The sequence below is a fragment of the Ruegeria sp. HKCCD4884 genome (assembly GCF_013110855.1).
Taxonomy (GTDB): Bacteria; Pseudomonadota; Alphaproteobacteria; order Rhodobacterales; family Rhodobacteraceae; genus Ruegeria.
This window is the reverse complement of record NZ_WVRJ01000015.1, coordinates 111,055-130,582: the sequence shown is the minus strand read 5'-3', so window position 1 is coordinate 130,582 and position 19,528 is coordinate 111,055. Positions and strand designations below refer to the sequence as shown.

General features: G+C 54.5%; 20 protein-coding genes. 10 read left to right on the top strand and 10 right to left on the bottom strand.

Going from position 1 to position 19,528, the window contains the following annotated elements; genetic code table 11:
• Window positions 1–32 precede the first annotated feature (32 nt).
• The 9 genes from GS636_RS19210 (at window position 33) to GS636_RS19170 (ending at window position 9,417) form a co-directional block, all read left to right on the top strand.
• Window positions 33–713 carry a CDP-alcohol phosphatidyltransferase family protein gene (locus GS636_RS19210; RefSeq protein WP_371808749.1) on the top strand — a complete coding sequence of 227 codons (681 nt, stop codon included), beginning with the start codon at window positions 33–35 and terminating at the stop codon, window positions 711–713.
• Window positions 710–2,323 (top strand): sulfatase-like hydrolase/transferase, encoded by a 1,614-nt coding sequence (locus GS636_RS19205; protein ID WP_171671711.1) that lies wholly within the window; start codon window positions 710–712, stop codon window positions 2,321–2,323. The genes GS636_RS19210 and GS636_RS19205 overlap by 4 nt, the downstream gene beginning before the upstream one ends.
• Window positions 2,320–3,225: a lysylphosphatidylglycerol synthase transmembrane domain-containing protein gene (locus GS636_RS19200; RefSeq protein ID WP_256369075.1), complete on the top strand. Its 906-nt coding sequence runs from the start codon at window positions 2,320–2,322 to the stop codon at window positions 3,223–3,225. Before GS636_RS19205 ends, GS636_RS19200 begins: the two co-directional genes overlap by 4 nt.
• On the top strand, window positions 3,222–4,217 hold the full coding sequence (locus GS636_RS19195) for an ABC transporter substrate-binding protein (RefSeq protein WP_171671706.1): 996 nt from the start codon (window positions 3,222–3,224) through the stop codon (window positions 4,215–4,217). The genes GS636_RS19200 and GS636_RS19195 overlap by 4 nt, the downstream gene beginning before the upstream one ends.
• Before the next feature lie 15 nt (window positions 4,218–4,232).
• Complete coding sequence (locus GS636_RS19190; protein WP_171671704.1) at window positions 4,233–4,979, top strand: ATP-binding cassette domain-containing protein; 747 nt, start codon at window positions 4,233–4,235, stop codon at window positions 4,977–4,979.
• A complete protein-coding gene (locus GS636_RS19185) occupies window positions 4,980–6,512 on the top strand; it encodes an ABC transporter permease (RefSeq protein ID WP_371808748.1) in 1,533 nt (510 codons plus the stop codon).
• Window positions 6,509–7,561 carry a glycosyltransferase family 4 protein gene (locus GS636_RS19180; RefSeq protein ID WP_171671702.1) on the top strand — a complete coding sequence of 351 codons (1,053 nt, stop codon included), beginning with the start codon at window positions 6,509–6,511 and terminating at the stop codon, window positions 7,559–7,561. Before GS636_RS19185 ends, GS636_RS19180 begins: the two co-directional genes overlap by 4 nt.
• 259 nt (window positions 7,562–7,820) lie before the next feature.
• A complete protein-coding gene (locus GS636_RS19175) occupies window positions 7,821–8,387 on the top strand; it encodes a hemerythrin domain-containing protein (RefSeq protein ID WP_171671700.1) in 567 nt (188 codons plus the stop codon).
• 10 nt (window positions 8,388–8,397) lie between these two features.
• Window positions 8,398–9,417: a glutathione S-transferase C-terminal domain-containing protein gene (locus tag GS636_RS19170; RefSeq protein WP_171671698.1), complete on the top strand. Its 1,020-nt coding sequence runs from the start codon at window positions 8,398–8,400 to the stop codon at window positions 9,415–9,417.
• Between the two features lie 154 nt (window positions 9,418–9,571).
• Here GS636_RS19170 and GS636_RS19165 read toward each other — a convergent pair whose 3' ends face one another.
• The 10 genes from GS636_RS19165 to GS636_RS19120 form a co-directional block, all read right to left on the bottom strand.
• The gene (locus tag GS636_RS19165) at window positions 9,572–10,510 is read right to left on the bottom strand and encodes a helix-turn-helix domain-containing protein (RefSeq protein WP_171671695.1); all 939 of its coding nucleotides are present in this window, start codon (window positions 10,508–10,510) and stop codon (window positions 9,572–9,574) included.
• A gap of 370 nt (window positions 10,511–10,880) precedes the next feature.
• The gene (locus GS636_RS19160) at window positions 10,881–11,672 is read right to left on the bottom strand and encodes an ABC transporter permease (protein WP_171671693.1); all 792 of its coding nucleotides are present in this window, start codon (window positions 11,670–11,672) and stop codon (window positions 10,881–10,883) included.
• Window positions 11,665–12,603 carry an ABC transporter permease gene (locus GS636_RS19155; protein ID WP_171671691.1) on the bottom strand — a complete coding sequence of 313 codons (939 nt, stop codon included), beginning with the start codon at window positions 12,601–12,603 and terminating at the stop codon, window positions 11,665–11,667. Before GS636_RS19155 ends, GS636_RS19160 begins: the two co-directional genes overlap by 8 nt.
• Complete coding sequence (locus GS636_RS19150; RefSeq protein ID WP_171671688.1) at window positions 12,600–13,325, bottom strand: ATP-binding cassette domain-containing protein; 726 nt, start codon at window positions 13,323–13,325, stop codon at window positions 12,600–12,602. The genes GS636_RS19155 and GS636_RS19150 overlap by 4 nt, the downstream gene beginning before the upstream one ends.
• Complete coding sequence (locus GS636_RS19145; protein ID WP_171671686.1) at window positions 13,319–14,002, bottom strand: ATP-binding cassette domain-containing protein; 684 nt, start codon at window positions 14,000–14,002, stop codon at window positions 13,319–13,321. Before GS636_RS19145 ends, GS636_RS19150 begins: the two co-directional genes overlap by 7 nt.
• Window positions 13,999–15,522 (bottom strand): ABC transporter substrate-binding protein, encoded by a 1,524-nt coding sequence (locus GS636_RS19140; RefSeq protein ID WP_171671684.1) that lies wholly within the window; start codon window positions 15,520–15,522, stop codon window positions 13,999–14,001. Before GS636_RS19140 ends, GS636_RS19145 begins: the two co-directional genes overlap by 4 nt.
• A 134-nt stretch (window positions 15,523–15,656) precedes the next feature.
• Window positions 15,657–16,340 carry a glutathione S-transferase family protein gene (locus GS636_RS19135; protein WP_171671682.1) on the bottom strand — a complete coding sequence of 228 codons (684 nt, stop codon included), beginning with the start codon at window positions 16,338–16,340 and terminating at the stop codon, window positions 15,657–15,659.
• Window positions 16,341–16,379: 39 nt separating this feature from the next.
• Window positions 16,380–17,543 carry an FAD-binding oxidoreductase gene (locus GS636_RS19130; RefSeq protein ID WP_171671680.1) on the bottom strand — a complete coding sequence of 388 codons (1,164 nt, stop codon included), beginning with the start codon at window positions 17,541–17,543 and terminating at the stop codon, window positions 16,380–16,382.
• Between the two features lie 169 nt (window positions 17,544–17,712).
• Window positions 17,713–18,120, bottom strand: coding sequence for a DUF2000 family protein (locus GS636_RS19125; protein WP_171671677.1), 408 nt, complete (start codon window positions 18,118–18,120; stop codon window positions 17,713–17,715).
• A 14-nt stretch (window positions 18,121–18,134) separates the two neighbouring features.
• Window positions 18,135–18,755 (bottom strand): LysE family translocator, encoded by a 621-nt coding sequence (locus GS636_RS19120; protein ID WP_171671675.1) that lies wholly within the window; start codon window positions 18,753–18,755, stop codon window positions 18,135–18,137.
• 98 nt (window positions 18,756–18,853) lie between these two features.
• Here GS636_RS19120 and GS636_RS19115 point away from each other — a divergent pair, with 98 nt between their 5' ends.
• A complete protein-coding gene (locus GS636_RS19115) occupies window positions 18,854–19,336 on the top strand; it encodes an Lrp/AsnC family transcriptional regulator (RefSeq protein ID WP_171671673.1) in 483 nt (160 codons plus the stop codon).
• The last annotated feature ends 192 nt before the right edge of the window (window positions 19,337–19,528 follow it).

The window sequence follows — 19,528 nt, the reverse complement described above, 5'->3', positions numbered from 1 at the left end:
GTGGTTTTTACAACGCGACAAGGCCTGTGGAGGTGGAACCACCTGTTGCAAACCTGTGCCTAGCCAGCGCGGTCATTGCTCTTGCACTGGCAGTATGCTCATTGCTGGCGTTTGGTTCCGCGTTGCCCCCTTTGGTCGTCTTTGGGGTAGTCGTCGGATTGCTGATCCCGGGGTTGCGTCGAACCTATCCTTATGAAGTGTTGGGTCTGTGTAATCTTGTAACCCTAATCCGCGCTGCGATGGTCGCGTTCTTGGCTGGCACTGTGGTCGCGCCAACCGTGAACCTTTGGCTGGTATTTGTGGTGGCAACAGTAGCATTCGCATTGGATGGCGTAGACGGCTGGTTGGCGCGGCGATCAAAACTGACATCCCGATTTGGCGCGAGGTTTGATATGGAAACGGACGCGTTGTTGGGCGCGGTCCTCTCTGTGTGGCTTTTGGTATCAGGGACAACAGGCCTGGAAATTCTGGTTCTTGGTTTCATGCGATACACCTTCTGCGCAGCAAGTCTATTTTTGCCCGCATTGCAGGCTGAACTCCCCGAGTCGTTCCGTCGAAAAGCAATTTGCGTTATACAAATCGGTGCCTTGGTTACGCTCCTGTTTCCCTTGACGCCAACAACAGCATATTTGCCGATATCTTTTATGGCTGCGATACTGCTCGCATGGTCCTTCTTTGTGGACATCAAATGGCTTCTTGGGCGTGCTGAATGAGGAAGGTACTCTTCCTTGTTTTGGGTGCTTTAGCGGTCTTTGCCGTTCTAGCCCTGCCAAACCATCCAAGCGCTTTTGGGTGGAGCGCGGTGTTGCGCTGGCCTCTCGAGCTGCCCGTGATACTATTTCTAATGATGGTGCTAGGTCGGCGCTTGATCATCGTACACGCGGTCGCGCTAGCTTTGTTGGCTGTCGCTGTTTTGAAGCTCGCCGACTATGGAATGTTTAGCGCTTTTGACCGGTCGTTTAATCCGGTCGTTGATATGCCCTTGATCGCTGCAGGCTTCTCATTCACCCGTGATAGCCTTGGTTTGGTTGTTTTTGTTTTTGCAGTGTCATCGGCCATTTTGTTGCTGGCCCTGCTTTACGCTTTAATAGTCCAGGGCTTTGCCGCTTGGGCGTCACTTGGGCGAAATGCTAAAACAGGATTGGCAGCAGCTTTGATCGGCGCCGGCTTCACTGGATGGGCTGTCGCGGATGCGGGTCATCACCTCAGTTTCTGGAAACTGGAAAACAGCCCGCCGGGGACCACCTGGACCTCTCGCTTAGCAATAAATCGCGTTGAGGAAATACAGAGAACAACCAGGGATTTGGCCGAGTTTCGTGAGGCTGCAGGTTTAGATACCTATGCCAATCAGTTCGGATTGTTGAACAAGCTTGATGGGCGGGATGTGTTTTTGATCTGGATTGAAAGCTACGGTCGCGCGAGCTTCGACAACCCGCTGTACGCGCCAACGCATCTTGCAACGCTGCGGTCTGCTCAGGCGGAAATCGCGGGTTCGGGCCTTGCCATGAAAAGCGGTTGGTTGACCTCGCCAACGGTAGGCGGACAAAGCTGGTTGGCACATGGGACCCTTGGGTCCGGCTTGTGGACCGCCGATAACGGGCGCTATCAAGCGATGATCGACAGTGGGCGCAAATGGCTATCTCATATCGCGCAAGCGGCGGGGTATCGGACAGCCGCTGTCATGCCTGCAATCACAAAGGATTGGCCTGAAAGTCGAGCGATGGGATTTGAGCTTGTTTTCGACAAGGCCGAAATCCCCTATGCGGGCGAGAGTTTTCGCTGGGTCACTATGCCCGACCAATTCACCTTGGCTGCGTATCCTGATCTTTTGCCGCCGGACCCGAGACCTGATTTTGTCCAGATCGCCTTGATCTCTTCACATGCCCCTTGGACACCAATCGCAGATGTAATCCCGTGGCAGGACGTAGGCGACGGCACCGTCTTCAATAAGATGGCCTTACGGGGACCGACACCTGAAGTGTTGTGGAAAGACCGGGATGCCGTGCGGGACGCGTATCGCAGATCGGTAGACTATGTTTTGCAGGTCGTCTTTTCTCATGTTCTTCAACTGGCCGACGATGCACCACTGGTCATTGTCGCAGGGGACCATCAGGCCGCTGGATTTGTATCAGGCAGTGACAGCAAGGATGTAGCTGTTCATATAATCGGACCCCCGCAAGTCTTGGATCATATCGAGCATTGGCGTTGGACCGAGGGGCTTGTCCCCGCATCCGACGTACCTGTTCGCCGAATGGACAGTTTTAGGGACAACTTTATCGCGGCCTTTTCTGACAAGACCTCAACCGCAATGGTGTCGCAATGAAGCGGTATTGGGTCAGGTTGGTCGTATCGATCACGTTGATTGTCGCATTGCTTTGGTGGACGGATTTGGCGCGTGTCGCTGATCATCTGCGGATGCTTAGCCTGGAATGGGTTGGGCTTTCGATTGTTGCTACAACTGCCGCAACCTTCTCGATGGCATTCCGATGGCAACTTACAGCGCACGCGTTGGATATTCGGTTTGATTACTCTTTTGCCCTGCGCGAGTACTATATCGCGCAGCTGGTGAATATGATTCTGCCCGGCGGTGTTCCGGGGGATCTGACCCGTGCGGTTCGGGCGAGGAAGAAAGCAGACCTCAAACGTTCAGCTCAATCTGTGTTCGCGGAACGGCTGTTGGGGCAAATCGCAATCATGGCAGCCCTTTTTCTGGGCGTCTGTGCTGCGCTAGTGTGGCCCGCAGGCTTCGATCATCCTGAACTGAGCATGACAGTTCTTGCTGTGTTGCTATCCGCTCTAGTCGTGGTGAGCCTTATATCACTTGCCCTTCCATCAATTGGGAGGTTCGTTGTCTTTTTGATCAGGCTACAACGTCAAACGGCCTTTGTTTTTCTCGGTTTAGTCAGCTCTACATGTCTGATACTGGGGTTCTACGCGTCAGCAAGGGCTGTAGGGGTTGTCATACCATCAGGCGGTTTGCTTATCATTATTCCTCTGGTTTTGACCGCCATGCTGATCCCTATGTCGATTGGTGGTTGGGGTTGGAGGGAAGGAGCCGCTGCTGCCTTATTTCCAATAATCGGGGCGTCATCCAGTGCGGGCGTTGCTTCGGGTGTCACTTATGGTGCCGTTATCCTGATCGCCGCGCTGCCAGCAGTTGCAATTCTGCTGTGGCCAAGATCGCTTGAACCGCAACTAACAACAGGGAAAAGAGATTCACTATGACACAGCCCGCCCATCTTACGCGCCGTTTTTTTCTTCAAACCGGCGCAGCCGGTTTTGCCGCCTCTGCATCAGGGTTGCCTGCACAAGCAGCTAACTTGCAACCTGTGAATTTCCAGCTGTCCTGGCTGCATTCCGTGCAGTTTGGCGGAAGTTACATTGCGAAAAACAAAGGGTATTGGTCCGATCTAGGTTTGGATGTCTCACTTGCCCAAGGCGGTCCAAACGCGCCTGTCGAGCCGCCCGTGGTTTCAGGAACTGCTTTGGTTGGGATATCAGCTGCGGACTATACCGCCGCCGCTGTGGCGCAAGGCGCGCCGTTCAAAATTATCGCCGTTGCGATGCAAAAGAATCCGTTCGCGATTGCGTCGCTTACGGCCAACCCGGTAAACGAACCCGCAGACCTTATCGGCAAGAAGATTGGTATGGCCGTCGCGAATACACCCGTCTTGCAAGCCTTGTGCACATTGAACGGGATAGACATAGACCAACTTGAAATTGTCCCCACCCAATATGACCCGGCGCCGTTAGTAAGCGGCCAGGTGGATTGCTTGCTTTGCTGGGAAACAGATTTGCCCGTCGCCATGACTGTGCAGGGCGTTGACAACACCACAATGCTAATGGCCGACTACGGTTATGCCGTGCACTCTCAAACCTATATCGCCACCGAAGACTCTCTTGCCCAAAGACGCGCAGAGCTTGTGTCTTTAATGAAAGGCGAAGTCATGGGGTGGAAGGATTACCACAAAGACACCGACGCCGCCGCCGAGTTGACGATAGAAATGTTCCCTGATGCAGGTCTAGATCTCGCCGCGCAAAAACTGCAAGCCGCGCGGCAAGTGCCGCTGATGTTCTCGGACTTAACCGCCGAGTTTGGGTTCGGGTGGTTCACCGAGGAGACTGTTGCGGCGAATGTCGAAACACTAGCGCTGTTGGGTCGAACCGTCACTCCTGACCTCTGGGACAGATCGCTGCTGGAAGAGGTGTATGGCTGACGCGAGGGTTGACGCGTGACTACAGCCGGAATTTCGTGCAACAGAATCCGAAAGAGTTTTGATCGCACTGAGGCGGTGTCAGAGCTTTCGATTGAATTTCAGTCCGGACAGACGACGGCATTGGTTGGCCCGTCCGGCTGCGGGAAATCAACCGTTCTGCGAATGATAGCAGGGCTGGAAACGCCCGACATGGGGCACATCGCAATTGGCCATGAAACACCAAAGCAGGTCGCCCGCCGCGGGGGGCTTGCCATGGCGTTTCAAGATGCATCGCTGCTGCCATGGCGTACCGTAAGATCCAACATCGCATTGGGCGCGGAACTCGCTCGCAAACCGGTGGTTCGCGTAGATGACCTGATCAATCTTGTCGGGCTGGACGGGTTTGCCGAGCATCGGCCTGCTGAATTGTCAGGTGGTATGCGCCAACGCGCCGCAATCGCGCGCAGCCTGATATCTGAGCCAGAGGTTCTGCTGTTGGACGAACCTTTTGGGGCCGTCGATGCGATCACGCGACGTCGATTGAATCAAGAGCTCCCGCCATTGTGGCGCGAGCGCCAAACGACAACACTTCTCGTTACGCATTCCGTGGAAGAGGCGGTTTTGCTATCAGATCGCGTGATCGTGCTGTCATCTCGTCCTGCGCGTATCCTGGCGGATATACAGGTCGACATTAACAGAGACTGTACGTTTTCACCCACAACTTCACCAGACTTTCGCGCTCTTGTGACGCAAGTACTGACCGCGTTGGAGGAGGATAAGTAGGTGGCACCGGGACGTATCATGCTGGGCGTCTTGCTTGTGCTTCTAGTCTGGGAAGGCTTGGCGCACGTTCAGCCAGACAGCATGTTGATCAGTGGACCATTTGATATCGCGGAGTATATCAACGATCATTCTGGGCTACTTTTCAGGGCAGCGACCGAAACCTTAAGGAATGCCGCGCTCGGGTTCTTTTGGGGGAACCTTGCGGCGGTGGCCTTGGCCTGTTTCGTGATATTGATCCCGAAGTCAGAATGGGTAGTCTCGGCGCTCGCGCTTCTAGTGTTTTGCATTCCTCTGATCGCGAGCGGCCCGATTTTACGGGTCCTATTCGGGCCCGGAGCTGGACCACAGATCGCTTTGGCTGCACTGGCTGTTTACTACACCACATTCCTGGCCTTGGTAGTGGGTCTTCGGGCGATCTCACAAAGCTGGACAGATTTGATGACTGTTTACGGCCGGGGCCGCCTGTCGACACTATTCATTGTGCGATTCAGAGCCAGCTTGCCTTACCTGTTTGTGGGATTGCAGATCGCGGCGCCAGCTGCCTTTCTGGGTGCGATGATTGGAGAATTCACAGGCGCCGAGCGAGGATTAGGTGTTTTGACCTTGCGGGCCATGCGCGGCCTTCAAACGGATGCGACCTGGGCGCTGGCGGCTATTTCCGCATCTCTGGCTATGCTCGGGTACGCGTGCGTTGGTCTGCTCAAAAGCAAACTGACGCCACATGCACCGACAATCCTACTATCGACGCCCAGAGTTGGTCAAAAGCGCGCGCTGTCTACTCAAATACTCGGTATCGTTTTTCTGTCTGCCATGGTTTTGGTTCTGTGGCAGGGACTGATGGATTTGTTCAACCTGAACTCGTTCTTCGCGAAGCGACCAGCGGATATTTGGACCTTCGTTTCCAACACTACGAACCTGAACACATTGCTAACTGCGCTTGGCGAAACCCTGGCTTATGCGATACCCGGATATCTCGCCGGTTTGGCCCTTGGTGCGGGGCTGGCCGTGATTTTAACGCTTTGGCCACCAGTGGCGCGGTCGATTATGCCGACCGCCATTTCATTGCGCGCCGTGCCGATCATCACAACTGCGCCTTTGCTGGTTCTGGCATTTGGGCGCGGCTTTACCGGAACCGTTGCAATTGTCGCTGTAATGGTTTTCTTCCCAACTCTTGTTGCCTGCCTGCAGGGTTTACGGCAGGCTCCAACGCAAATCGTGGATCTTTTTGAAAGCTATGGTGCCGGCCGTTTGAAGCTACTGCGATTCGCCCAAATCCCGGCCATGTTGCCCGCTTTATTCGCGTCTGCCCGCATGGCAGTGCCAGCCGCGCTATTGGCTGTCACTACAGCTGAGTGGCTGGCAACCGGGCGCGGCATAGGCGTGTTGATGGCACTGACCGCGAGTACATCAAACTACAATATGCTGTGGTCTTGCGTTGTCCTTTTGTGTCTTGCGGCAGTCACAGCATACGCTGGAGTTGCATGGTGCGAAAAGCGGGTTCTGCGAGTTTATGCGAGCGAGCAAGTGGTATGACAGAAGCTGTTTTTGCAATCCCCGGTGACAAAGACCGGCGCACCGGCGGTTTCATCTACGAAGCCACCGTATTGCGGGTTCTTAACGAGATCGGTTGCAAGACCGAACACCTGAAACTACCGAGTCGATTTCCCGACCCAACGCAGGACGATATGGCAGTGGCACTGAACGCCCTGCGCGCCTTACCCGGGCAACGCCCGGTTATCCTTGATGGATTGGTTTTTGGCTCCATCGACCCAGAGGGTTTGGCGCAGGTAAGCGCCCCTATAATTGCGATGATACACCACCCCCTTGGACTAGAAACTGGTTTGCCGACGGAACGGGCTAAATTCCTGCTCAAAAACGAAGCCGCAGCTCTTCGGCACGCCGCACATATTATCGTTCCAAGTCCAGAAACTGCGCGCGTGCTGGTCAACCAATTCGCCGCAAAACCGGATCTGATAACTGTCGCACCCCCAGGTTTTGATCGTCCGGTTGTCTGTAAACAGCCGAAGCGTCCGCCTTTGATTTTGTCAGTTGGCCTGTTGGCCCGCCGCAAAGGGCATGACACTCTTCTAAGTGCGCTTGAGACAATCAAGGACTTGGAATGGCAGGCTGTTATCGTTGGCAAGGAACACGACAAAAACACCGCGATTGAGCTTTACTCTCAGTCCAAGGCCCTCGGTCTAACCGAGCGCGTGACCTTCACCGGCGAGATGGACCAAGTTCCGTTGAACGATTTGTTCAACTCGGCGACCCTTTTCGCGCTTGCGACCCGGTACGAAGGCTACGGAATGGTTCTTGGCGAAGCAATGATGTTCGGACTTCCAATCGTTTCCTGCGACGTGGGTGCTGTCCCTGAAACAGTCGGTGACGCGGGAATTCTGTTGCCACCCGAGGACGCTCTGGCCTTTGGAGCTACTCTGCGTTTGCTTCTCAGAGACCAAGGAACGCGATCACGCTTGGGAAGACTGTCAGACTTGAAGTCGCAGTCTCTACCAACGTGGCGTGAAACCGCGGGAACATTCGCCTGCGTAATCAAATCACTCGCCGAGAAAACCAAATCATAGAGCTTTTTAGCAAGGGCTTCACCAAGATTTGTTTTTTTGGCCACACGGTCTTGGCGGTCAGATCAGCGGCAAAAGACGTGCTTAGCCATAAAGACCTGCATAGTTTCATCCACCAAGGCATCGAATCCTAGAAGCGCAAGGTCGCTGGTTTGTGTTGGACCGACTTTGCAGGGGTTCGCTGACGCATAGTGACTGTGCGTTCTCGCTAGTGGCGAGCAGTTGCCCGACCTCCCATCTTTGGCCTGAAAGGAGACAACCGATGCTCGATACATATACCATTCGCCAAGACGACATGCCTCAAGAGATGCGGTTTCTCTTGAACCAATACCCCCGCGACAGCTGGGAAGCCCATCCGGGTTTCAAAGAAAAAACCAAACATTGGCTCGGCGCGCATGAGATGTTCCGCCGTGTGGCAGAACGTATTCGACTGGATACAGAGAAGCTGTTGAGCAGTGACATGGGGTTTGACGACTACGCAGGGCGGCTGTCCTACTATGGCGGAAATCTGGTTGGGAATTTGCATGGTCATCACGGTTGGGAAGACCACAGCTATTTCCCTGAATTGTCGGCTGCGGACCCTCGTTTTGATGCGGGGCTTGAGTTGCTGGAGCAGGATCACTCCGATCTGGATAAGGTGCTGAGTGACTTTACCCGGACAGCGAACCGTGTGATCAAGCTGTCCGCACTTGATGAGGCGCAAGCTTACGACGAAGCAGGACAGCTCCATGCGACGAGCGATACGATTGAAGCGTTCCTGAAACGGCATCTCAGCGATGAAGAGGAATTGGCCGTGCCAATCATCTTGCATCACCGGCTCAGAGGATGATGCTGAAGTCATGACGGATGCATCTACCGAAGAAGACCAAACTGATATCAACAAGCGCCGCGCACGGGGTGAATTCGTGCGCGGTATTAGCGGCTTTCGCCACGCCATTGGCGATCCAGTGTTTCCGGCAGAACCTGATCGCTATCACCTGTTCGTAGCCCTGAATTGCCCGTGGTGTCACAGAGTGACGCTGGCGCGAAATGTGTTGGGCCTTCAAAACAGCATCACCATGGACGTTGCATTTCCAAACCGAACCGGTGACGACGATCCAGAGGCGCCAAACCTATGGGAGTTTGCACCTGATCGGATTGCATCGCTCACAGGTGAGACTTTGCCAGAATGCACGAGCGAGACCGGCACCGGCAAAGGATTTCGCCTTGCCAAAGAGATCTATCGTGCCGAAGGCTCTGAAGAGCAATCCCTTCCAATCCTGTATGACAAGATACAAGGGCGTATTGTTAACAACGAAAGCGCTGAAATTGTCCGAATGCTGGACGGTGCGGCGGATTCACTTGGCAGCACAATCCCGGCGGCTGAACGCGTTAGGCTTTACCCAGACGAAGTGCCGCGTCATCAAATTCACGACCTGAACGAACGGATATATACAGCGATTAACAATGGTGCCTACAAGGCCGGGTTTTCGTCTGATCAAACGATCTATAAAACAGCTTTTGAAGCCTATTTCGAGACACTCGAATATTTGGAGGAGCATCTCTCAGATGGCAGGCCGTATTTGACAGGCAACCACTTTTCAGAAGCAGATCTTCGCCTGTTCCCAACTCTCTATCGTCACGATCCGGTCTACTATGTGCGGATGAAACTTAATGGTGCCCGAATCCTGGATTACCCATACTTGTGGCGGTGGCTGTGCCGTGTATACGCGTTGCCCGGAATTGCCGAGGCAGGTTCTCTTGTACACTGCCGCCAGGGTTATTTCGGACGCAGTTGGAATAGCGTTGTGCCCAATGGGCCTTTCAAGCCAATGTCGTACCCAGAGGCCTATCGCCACCCTGACCTCGCAACACTGTAGGCCTCGTCAAGGTGTATTGCCTTCGCAGCATATGCGGTTTTTGCCCAAGATGACGAAAGTGAGCTTCCTAGCCAAGTCGCTCGGATACTTCGCAATACCGCGAGTTCGTTTGGTTGAGCACTTCAACCCGAAGCGGAACTGGAAACTTTCAGCGTCAACTTGGCGGGAGTGTATTTAGGTAAGCATCTCGAAGTTTAGCACTTCGACGCCCAACAATTGAATTGGCTAGATCCGAGCAATGCAAAGTCCAGACCCCGAAACCAGTGTATCTCTGGTGAGCTCCAAGAAACTTGAGGCCAAGATCCTCGCACAATTGAGTTCCAAGACCGTTCACTGAGATTGCTCCAATCTCACGAATAAAGATCTCTCTGTCGAGAAGCTCTTCCAACTCTGAAACAAAACCTGAGAGGAGCAAGCGAGTCGCATTCTCATGTCCACGCGCAACATAAATCGCCGGGCAGTATGCAAAGTAGTCCCCTGGCAACAAAGGACGTTTTAGATGATCCGGTGTAAGCTCCGCTTCATCGAACAGTAGTTCAAAGAAACGTTCTTCGGGATCGGACTTTGGAAAAATCAAGCCAACGTGTCCAACGATTTTCGACCCAAGCATTACATAGGGTCCAGACAAAAGGCCCGATTTTTGTATGTCTCGCCATACCGTATCAGCGGCTGAAAACCCACTGGGTAAGCCATCTCCATGGTCCACCTCCATGCATGCCACGGCTTCTGTTACCGCCGACGAGGAGCCACCGAATTCGTTAAGCACTTCCTGATTGTTTAACAAACGATAGGCAGACCCTGAATGCTGTGGTCGCCCGGCCTCCCAATCCGCTCGGCAAGCAACCACATCCTCTAAGCTCCAACCGAGCTTTTCTTGCAGTTGGTACTCAAGGTCACCACGAATATACGACAGCGAGCGCTCATATTTGCTAATGGCGTCAACACTTACGTTGAGTATCATCGCCAGTTCCTCTTGCGTCATACGGCCATGGCGACCGCTGCCAATTCGATGGGAACGTAGTTTCTGAGCAAAAAGAGACGTCCAATTTTTCATTTTGGTATTGGGAACTGCTGGGTTCAACAGCACCAGCATGCCAAAAGTCTTCGCCTTGCCCAAGCTTCTTACGGGTTTCTTACAGGTTTTTACGGTTGTGGTCCGTGGGTTTCGGCCACGGGTTCAGGCAGCGTGAGCATTGTCGACCTTTGTTAAGGAGAAAGACTATGCCCTACTGGACGATACCCTTTGCGTCACTTTTTGAAATGCTATGCTTTGCGGGGCCGCGTGGTCGGAAAGGTCATGGACGACGAACAGAAGAGGCAAGAAAATAGAACCAATAGGCAGTCGATCATGAGATCGAGGCTCAGCAAAAACGTTCAGCTTGCAATGCCTTTGTGACCCGCATTGCTCGCAACACTAGAATTGCAAAGTTGGATATTAAAGGCCCGCTTAGGGCTGTGTGCTGTCATCTAATCTCTTTTTTCGACAAAGCGTCCCGAAGCGCGTCGCCCGCCAGATTAATTGACAGGACACAGACGACGACCGCCAACCCCGGCCACACCATCTGTAGCGGTGTCGACCGCATGTGGATGCGTGCATCGAGGAGCATTGTCCCCCATTCCGGCATAGGGGGCTGCACTCCGAAACCAAGAAAGCCCAGGGTCGAGATGCCCAGGATTGCGCGGGCGAACATACCAGTCCAAACTACAATGAGTGAGGGCACCAGCGAGGGCAAATAGTGCCAGCGAGCGATATAGAGTGGCGATAGCCCCGCCAGCCCTGCTTGAACCACATAGCCGCGTGTTTTAAGTGACAGCCCGATGCCGCGAGCAACGCGGGCATAGCGCATCCAGCCAACAACGCTTAGCGCGAAGATCAGACTAGCCGTTCCGGAGCCCAGCACACCCGCGATCACTACAGCAGCGACAAGCTCTGGGAAGGCGAGGAAAGTGTCGGTAACGCGCATCATGGCCCAATCCAGCCATTTGCCGCCCAAGGCAGCGATCAGGCCAATAACAGTGCCGATGAACAGGCCCAGCAAGGAAATGAGGAAGGCCAAACCCAATGACCATCGCGCCCCGTAGAGAAGCCGTGAAAGGATGTCCCGCCCGAGAGCGTCAGTACCCAGCAAATTTTCTGATGTAGGCGGACTCAACCTGTTGGGAATGTTGATAGCAGCCGGATCGAACGGGGCAAACATTGGGCCAGCGACCGCAATCACGACAAAAACCAGGGCGAGGATTATGACGCTACGCATCGTGCCCTCCGATGCGGGGATCAAGCAGGCTATAGGCCAAATCGATCAGCAAGTTGACAACAACGAAAACCACGGCAGTGAGAAGAACAACAGCCTGAACCTTCGGGAAATCCCGAGAGAAGATTGCTTCGACCAGAAAGCTGCCGAGACCAGGGCGGCCAAAGATCACCTCGACCACCACCACGCCTTCGAGCAGGAAAGCCAGCTCCAAGCCTAGCACAGTGATCACTGGGATGGCGGCATGGGGGCCTACATGGTCACGTTCAATCGTGCGTTCGGATACGCCGCGCCGCCGGAACGCTGGCAAAAATGCGCTCTCGCGCGCCTCCAGAATGCCCGAGCGGATGATCCGTGTCAGCGATGCGGATACGCCAAGACCCAGTGTCAAAGCTGGGAGGATCATGTGGGCTGGTGTGCGCGCGCCCATTGCTGGGAGCCATCCGAGTTCGACAGAGAAAAGCAGGATCAGCAACAGCCCAAGCCAGAAGGCGGGAATTGCGACACCCAGCGAGGCAATGCCAACGGCGAATCTGTCGATCCATCCACCTGGCTTTTTTGCAGCAATGATTGCTAGGGGTACAGAGATGACCAGGCCGATCAGTAATCCTGCAAAGGCCAAGGGCACGGTGTAACGGATAGCGGTCCACAGTTGTGGCCAGATTTCCTGCCCGGTCACAGAGGACTTGCCAAAATCGCCTACAAGTAGTGGCCGCACCCATCCGACAAAGGCGCGCCAGAAGCCTTGATCCAGCCCGACCTCAGCGCGAATTTGCTCGATCACATCAGGTGGGACGATTGTAGCGTAGCGTGCCAGTGCAATTGCCAAAGCGGGATCTCCTGGAGCGTGCCACAAGAGGGAGAAGGTCGCGATGGCTGCGCCGCCCAGAACCACGAAAGCTCTTAGCAGCAGGCCGAGAATTATACGGATCATGCTGAAAGCTCCAAAGCACCGAGAGCGATAGCCGCGTTCCTGAGCGTCAGGCCGTATTCCGTTTTCGGGGAAGCAACAAATGCACTGGCGTCGCCAAACTCCTCGATCCGTCCTTCGCGCAAGACGGCGATGTCGTTGCCATAGGCGCAAGCATATCCCAGATCGTGGGTGACGATCAGCGCCGCAAAGCCTTCTTCGGCTTGAAGCTCCGCGATCAACCTCGCTGTGTGCTTCTGTGTGGCGGCATCCAACGCGGAGAGGGGTTCGTCGAACAGGATCAGCGGAGATTTGGCGATAAGTGCACGGAGGATACCTACGCGCTGCGCCTGTCCGATGGAAACCTCTGAGGGCCGCCGGTCGAGCACATCAAGGGGTAATTCCAGACCCTTGCAAAGCCGTTCTAAGCGGCTGGTATCCATCTTGGTCTTTTGCGCAATCAGCGGCTCATTGACCGATTGCATCAGCGAAAGAGCTGGATTGAACGCCGAGCGCGGCTCTTGCATTACCAGTGCGGGGCGGCTTTGTGATACGGACCTGCCGTCCCAAGTGATCCTGCCCTTCGCGGGCTTCAGGATACCCAAGATCGCGCCAATAAGCGTCGATTTCCCCGCCCCGCTTTCGCCGACAACAGCAAGCGTTTTGCCGGAGGCCAGTGTTAGCGAGACATCGTGAAGTGTGGTGGCTGCGCCACGGCGGATCGATACGTTTTCTACGTCTAGCACGGCAGGGACATCCAACTACGGTGTGCCACCAAAGATTTGGCGGCCCTGCTTTGCGGGCGATCCAATAGCTCCTCCGTCGAGGCCGCTTCAACAAGGTGACCGGCATCCATCACCAAAACCTTGGATACGCGTTTGACAGCCATTCCGAGGTCATGAGTGATCAGGATCATCGCGGTTTGGGTCCCTGTCAGAAATCTTGCCAACAGGTCCATAGATGCCGCTGCGACCACTGGGTCGAGGGCCGATGTTGGTTCATCCAGTACAATCAGATCCGGTTTTCCGATCAGAGCCATGGCGATGACAAATCGCTGCTGCATGCCGCGGCTCCATCCCCATGGTCGTTTGCCGGTGTCGCCATGCGCTATATTGAGAGCAGAAAAGAGACCCTTTTGGTCAGCCGAGCCCGGTCTCATCCCCAATGCACGTTCGGCCTCGCGCCAGTGAAAGGCCATGCTTCGCAGCGGGTCTAAAGCTTCGTCCGGGCTTTGTGGCACATGTGCGACGCTATACCCTTGGGCTCGCAATTCGTCGATCAATGAAAGACCCAAAGTAGACTTGCCAGATCCTGACGCACCCACGAGGCCGATACGGTCCCGAGGTTCAATGTCTAACGATGTTGGATGTAGAATGGTTTGGCCTGAGCGCTGAACGCTCAGGCCGGAAACGGAAAGCGTCATTCTTCCCACTTGGTCTCGTGCGTCAGCCAGTAGAATTCCGTTGGGTGAACGGCAAAGCCACTCAGACCCGGGCGCGAAACGACCAGCATGCTTTTGTGAAAGACCGGGATCAGCGCAGTGTCTGCGGCAATGATCTCTTGCACTTTCCGGTAAATCTCTTCGCGCTTTTCTTGCTCAAAGCTAGCGCGCCCTGCATCCAAGAGCGCGTCCAGCTCAGGGTTCGAGTAACCCCCTGCGTTGGAGCCACCATCGGTTTTAAGAAGCGTTTCGAGTACGGCGCCGGGATCACCCTGAGGGGTCATCACCCATGCTTGCAAGAACATGTCGGCCTCACCTGCGGCAATTGCATCATTGCTTGCTCCATATTCGCCAACGCGGATATTTGATTTTATACCAATAGCTTGCAGGAAGGCCTGCGTGAGCTCTGCCGTAGGCGCCAGGGACGCCCGGCTGGAGTAGGTGACAATATCGATTTCCAGCGGCTCACCATCGAGCATCCAGCTGCCGCCCTGTTTCACAGCACCGGCCTTGGCCAGCAGCGCCTCGGCTTGAGCCATATCGTAGACCGCCGGAATGTCAGCGGCCCAGCCTTTGCCTTCGGGGAACATGGTGCCCGCCGGGACGCCAGCAACTCCAGAGAGGGCAGCATCCACAATGCCTTGGCGATCAATCGCGACCGACACGGCCTTGCGCACCAACGGGTTCGACATTGGACCGCTTTTGGCGTTCACGGTATAGAAAAAGAGGCGTGCCGTGGGACCGGACATGCCGACCGAACCTCCCTCCTGAATGCGCTCAAAATCGGTTTCCGGGTAGTTCATGACCATGTCGACCTCGCCTGCCTCAAAGGCGAGCGCCTGGGTGCCCGGATCATCGGAGAAAACAACGTTCACCTCTTTCAAAGCAGGCGTGCCCATGCGGAAGTCTTCGTCCGCTTCAACGCGGTAGAGTTGGTCCGGCACCACTTCTTTGAAGATAAAGGGGCCGGTCCCGTTGATCGGATACTCATCAGAGGCGCCGCCCAGAACTGCGATGCCGGGTTCGGACAAGGTCCATGGGAAGGCAGAGTTGGGGCTGTTGGTTTCGAATACAACAACGTTGTCGCCGTCTGCGGACATCCCGGCGAGGTCCAAAAGGTTTGCAATCCGTTTGTTGTGTCCAGCTGCCCCTTCTTCCGAGATTGGTGTGATTGCATCAACTACGGCCTGAGCCGTTACAGCTGTGCCGTCGTGGAACGTAAGATCATCGCGGAGCGTGACACGCCAAGTGGTGGGCGAGGACTGTTCAACGCTTTCTGCCAAGCGCGGGTAGAGATTCAAATCGTAATCGAGACCCATCAGAGTTTCGGTAACGCCCAGCCTGTTCGACATCCAGCCGTTATACCCTTCGCGGGGATCAGGCACTTCGGTGTCGGGGCCAAAGCCACCAGAAATGGTAAGTGTGTCCTGCTGGGCCACGGCGGGCACAACGGAACTCAAAGCCAAAGCAGAGGCAAAGGCGAGCTGTTTTGCGAATGACATCTATGAATCCTAGGGTTGCGGTTGCAGAAGTTCAGCTAGCACCAAATTGACAACGCGAGCAGCGGTGGCGCGGGCTGCAAAGGGAGTACGCGAGCAAATCTAAACTCGCAAACAAAAAATGATATTACATAACATTATTTGAGACCCCGTACTCTTAGCTCGTGCCACTTGAAGTCTAACCTGTCGTGGAAGTTCTGCTCCCAGATCGGGCCGATCTCTGGGTGCGTGGCGACCTGAGTTGTGATCCAGGTGCATTTAGGGAGATCCGGCTTTTGGTTGTACCAAGCGTAAAGCATAGCAAGATAGATGTCGCAGGGGGACAGACGGTCGCTCAAGAGATACTTGTGATCTGATGTTTCGGTCTCGATACACTGGAACGCCGCGTGGATCCTTTCCCAAGCCGCTTTGCGGATTGAGGCTTCAATCGATGCACGGTCGCCCTCATAGGAGACATCACTGAAGTACCGATCAGTATAACTCCGGCGCAAAATACCTTCATAAACATTTACAGACAAAAAAACTGACCACCTTAAGAACATAGGATGGTTATCAATCCAAAGCTCAGGGCCGTGTCGGAGGGATGGTTCAACAAAGGAAAGATGTGCCAGAATGGCCGCGACCTCGGTCAAACGGGTTCCATCTTCCAGTTCAAGGATCGGCACTTGACCCCAGGGATTCAACCCTTCGACTTTTGCACCCAAAGGAGCATTTGGGACCGACACCATAGGTTCGTAATCGAAATTAATCTTCGCAGCAGCAAGGGCGGCTTGTATTACGAAACCGCCGGAGCCGAGGCGATTGTGCAATCTGTATTTCATCAGCTTGGGTTTTCTCGTCGCTTGTCTGAGCTGTGGAGATTATTGCGGGCGCGTCAGTTTGCTTTGCTGCACCTCAGACGACCAGGGCAATCCGCGCACAACGCCCGCGGCGATACGGCCCCATTCATCCGCCCCTTTTGCACCTTTTCCGCAGCCTCCAACAGCGACTGCGATCTTGTCGTCCAGCACAGTGTCAATAATTGGGAGCCCGCTCTTTGTCGCGGTAACCGCACAAGTGTCGGTTTTCCATGTCGGGCAGGTTTCCAGAACTGGGATGAGTTCTTTTAGACGCGCTGTGAAATCGTTTCGGTTCGCAGCCAGACCTTCGCCTTTGAACCAGTTTTGCAACCCTTCTAGGGAAGCAAACTGCGGGTCCGACGTGTCACCAACCCCAATTTTCAAGTAACTTTTTCCATCAGGATAGCGAATGGGAGGGAGGATATAGGCGCCGATGCTGGTGTCGATCATCGTCGGCATATCTTGCAAGACGCGTGAAGCCTCGCCTTCGATTTGAACCAGAACAACTGTGCGCCCATAAGTCGTGAGCCCGAGGTTTACAGGGCTCAATCCCAACGGTGCGGTGAAGGCTCCAGCGGCGACTAGCGCCTTTTCAGCAATCACGTTGGAGCCATCCCAAAGCTCGATATCTACGCCATTAGCGGTAGCATATATCTTGCGCGCGGCTTGCCTGATGCAGGTAGCGCCAGCCTTTTCAGCTAGGCGAGTCTGCGCCTCAACCATGCGACGCGGGCTGATGTATCCAGCACCATTTGTTTCGACCAAGCCGTCAGCGTCATCCTGGACCGAAAGATAAGGATAGCGACTCCGTATCTCCGCCGCGTTTAGTCGTTCCACCGGCACTCCGTTCTGCTCACCCGTAGCTGCGCAAAAGGCGTTGTATTGCGAGCCCGGAACACCAAGCCCTAGATAGCCAACAGGTGAATAGAAGTTAATCCCGCTGCGAGCTTCCAACTCTCTGTAGCGTTCAATCGATTTCCCAGCAGTGTTGGCCCATTCAGGCATCGGATCGACATGGCGCGTCATTCGACCTTCATCGTAATGGCTGGCAAAGACGCCCCTGTGATCGGCACGGTTCTCTGGTTCATCAGGTCCTATACAAACGACGCCATCAATTCCTTCAGCCAAATGGCGCGCCGCTGCACCACCGATCAAGCCACGGCCTACCACAGCAATCCTGTACATCACGTTCTCTATCCCGAAGTGTTGTTCTATTTGACGTCTGGCCTGCGCCTAATACTTTGACGACTCGCTTGAACCAATTGACCCGTAGTCTAAACGGTCTTCGGAAAACAGCGTTATTTCGTCTGAAGTGTCGCATGAACTGAATTATCAACAGCGCGATTTGGATAAGTCATTTATGCATCTTTGTGCCCTTAATGATCTTGTCTACGATTTTCTTGTCAGCCCGTAGGGCGATGCCAACAGTATTGGCTTCGTCTGGTCCATGGTCCGCAAAAACCGCTCGGTTGGCGTCGTCGTGCCCTGTGGCGAACATCTCCTCGATGTAAGCCACTGTGTCCACGCCCCTGCTTTGAGCCCGGTTGCGGATATTGGTCAGCACGTTGGCCGCGCCTGACAAAATGATCACAGGCTGAACGCTCATCGGCAGATGCCTATTACCTTCACTGTCCTCGTAGGGATTGCCGATCAGGTCGGGATTGGCCCCGGTGATACCACTCATAAGGAAGGCGGTGACGTTCAGTTTCTGCCAAGCAGCGAGGTCGTCACGGACGATGATAGCAATCTTGGTGTCGAACATGTTTGTGTTCCTTCTTAGATAATTGTGATCATGGACGCGGCGAGGCTCAAGCCAAGGGCATAGTTGAAGAGCCGTGCAATCGTCGGGTTCTGCAAGAGCCTGCGCAGGGCAGCTCCGCTGGCAAGCCATGGGAAACATCCCAGAATGGCAGCAGAAATGAACACGGCGCTGAGCGTGCTCGCCTGCACAAAGACTGACCCTTCTGCCGCCATGAACGCCCCAACAATTGACACCGAGACAATCCACGCCTTGGGGTTCAACCATTGAAGCAGGAACGCAGGAAGAAAGCCTAATGCTTGCGTGGTGTCTTGTTTTGAACTGTCCGTCACCGGAGCGGTTGCAATCATCCATGAAAGCCAGAGGATCGCACCCATCCCCACAGTGCGCAGCACCGACAAAGCCATGTCATTTTCCAGCAGGATCGAACCCAGACCGAACCCAACAATGAACAGAACGAGGCCCGTGCCCACTGCTGTTCCCAGAAGGGCTGGCATGCCGCGCAAAATACCCATCCGCGCGCCAACAGTTGTCAGCAAGACATTCGATGGCCCGGGTGTCACCGAGGCGATGAAGGCGAAAGCGAAGAAGGCCGTGAGCTCCATGGCCGATTGCCCCAATTGTTTTGTCAAAGTCATCACTTTTCAGAAGATGTTTCTGTAATGCTCCATGAATGACGTGTACTATTCGTGCCAGTAGAAATCTATCGAAACGATTTCGGCAAAGAAGGGTGAAAATGGACATCGACCGAACAGATCAACGTATTTTGGCGCTCTTGTCGAAGAATGCGCGGATGACCAACAAGGAGCTGTCTCATGAGGTCGGTCTCGCGGCTTCAAGTGTGCATGAACGGCTGAAGCGGCTACAGGAGAGCGGCCTGATTGCAGGAAGCTATACGGACGTCCGGTTGGACCGGCTGGGTCTGTCTCTCAAAGCATTGCTGTTTATACAGATGGCAGAACATCAGAAGACCGAACTTGATGGATTTCTGAGAGAAGCCTTGAAAATCCCCGAGGTCCGCGCAGGGCGAATGATTGGCGGGCGCTTTGACGCGATTGTCGAAGTCGTGACCCGTGATACGAACCACCTGCACCGGTTGGTCGTAGAAAAGTTTTCTTCGCGCGCAGAGATAAGCCGAATTGAAACATCTATCATTTTTGAAAGCGTTGAGCAGCGCGATCTAACGGACACGCTTGAACTAACCTATCTACGCGCTTGAAAAGCAGACCTTGGAGCAACCGTAGCGAAAGTCTCAAAAGTCCGCATTTAGGGATTTGCAAAGCCCGACGATGAAGGTCCGTTTTGGGCTGGAAGCAGCAGTCCTCAAGCTTCACGGGGGCCACGACCATAGCATTGGGCCAACCAAAATTTGCACTGTGCGAAATTAGCTTTGAATTCGAAAATCAGTGGG

What these genes read in the sequence shown, in the direction of transcription:
- GS636_RS19205 (WP_171671711.1), top strand. Translation starts at nt 710, where the DNA reads ATGAGGAAGGTACTCTTCCTTGTTTTGGGTGCTTTAGCGGTCTTTGCC.
- GS636_RS19200 (WP_256369075.1), top strand. Translation starts at nt 2,320, where the DNA reads ATGAAGCGGTATTGGGTCAGGTTGGTCGTATCGATCACGTTGATTGTC.
- GS636_RS19195 (WP_171671706.1), top strand. Translation starts at nt 3,222, where the DNA reads ATGACACAGCCCGCCCATCTTACGCGCCGTTTTTTTCTTCAAACCGGC.
- GS636_RS19180 (WP_171671702.1), top strand. Translation starts at nt 6,509, where the DNA reads ATGACAGAAGCTGTTTTTGCAATCCCCGGTGACAAAGACCGGCGCACC.
- GS636_RS19175 (WP_171671700.1), top strand. Translation starts at nt 7,821, where the DNA reads ATGCTCGATACATATACCATTCGCCAAGACGACATGCCTCAAGAGATG.
- GS636_RS19170 (WP_171671698.1), top strand. Translation starts at nt 8,398, where the DNA reads ATGACGGATGCATCTACCGAAGAAGACCAAACTGATATCAACAAGCGC.
- GS636_RS19165 (WP_171671695.1), bottom strand. Translation starts at nt 10,510, where the DNA reads ATGCTGGTGCTGTTGAACCCAGCAGTTCCCAATACCAAAATGAAAAAT.
- GS636_RS19160 (WP_171671693.1), bottom strand. Translation starts at nt 11,672, where the DNA reads ATGCGTAGCGTCATAATCCTCGCCCTGGTTTTTGTCGTGATTGCGGTC.
- GS636_RS19155 (WP_171671691.1), bottom strand. Translation starts at nt 12,603, where the DNA reads ATGATCCGTATAATTCTCGGCCTGCTGCTAAGAGCTTTCGTGGTTCTG.
- GS636_RS19145 (WP_171671686.1), bottom strand. Translation starts at nt 14,002, where the DNA reads ATGACGCTTTCCGTTTCCGGCCTGAGCGTTCAGCGCTCAGGCCAAACC.
- GS636_RS19140 (WP_171671684.1), bottom strand. Translation starts at nt 15,522, where the DNA reads ATGTCATTCGCAAAACAGCTCGCCTTTGCCTCTGCTTTGGCTTTGAGT.
- GS636_RS19135 (WP_171671682.1), bottom strand. Translation starts at nt 16,340, where the DNA reads ATGAAATACAGATTGCACAATCGCCTCGGCTCCGGCGGTTTCGTAATA.
- GS636_RS19130 (WP_171671680.1), bottom strand. Translation starts at nt 17,543, where the DNA reads ATGTACAGGATTGCTGTGGTAGGCCGTGGCTTGATCGGTGGTGCAGCG.
- GS636_RS19125 (WP_171671677.1), bottom strand. Translation starts at nt 18,120, where the DNA reads ATGTTCGACACCAAGATTGCTATCATCGTCCGTGACGACCTCGCTGCT.
- GS636_RS19120 (WP_171671675.1), bottom strand. Translation starts at nt 18,755, where the DNA reads ATGACTTTGACAAAACAATTGGGGCAATCGGCCATGGAGCTCACGGCC.
- GS636_RS19115 (WP_171671673.1), top strand. Translation starts at nt 18,854, where the DNA reads ATGGACATCGACCGAACAGATCAACGTATTTTGGCGCTCTTGTCGAAG.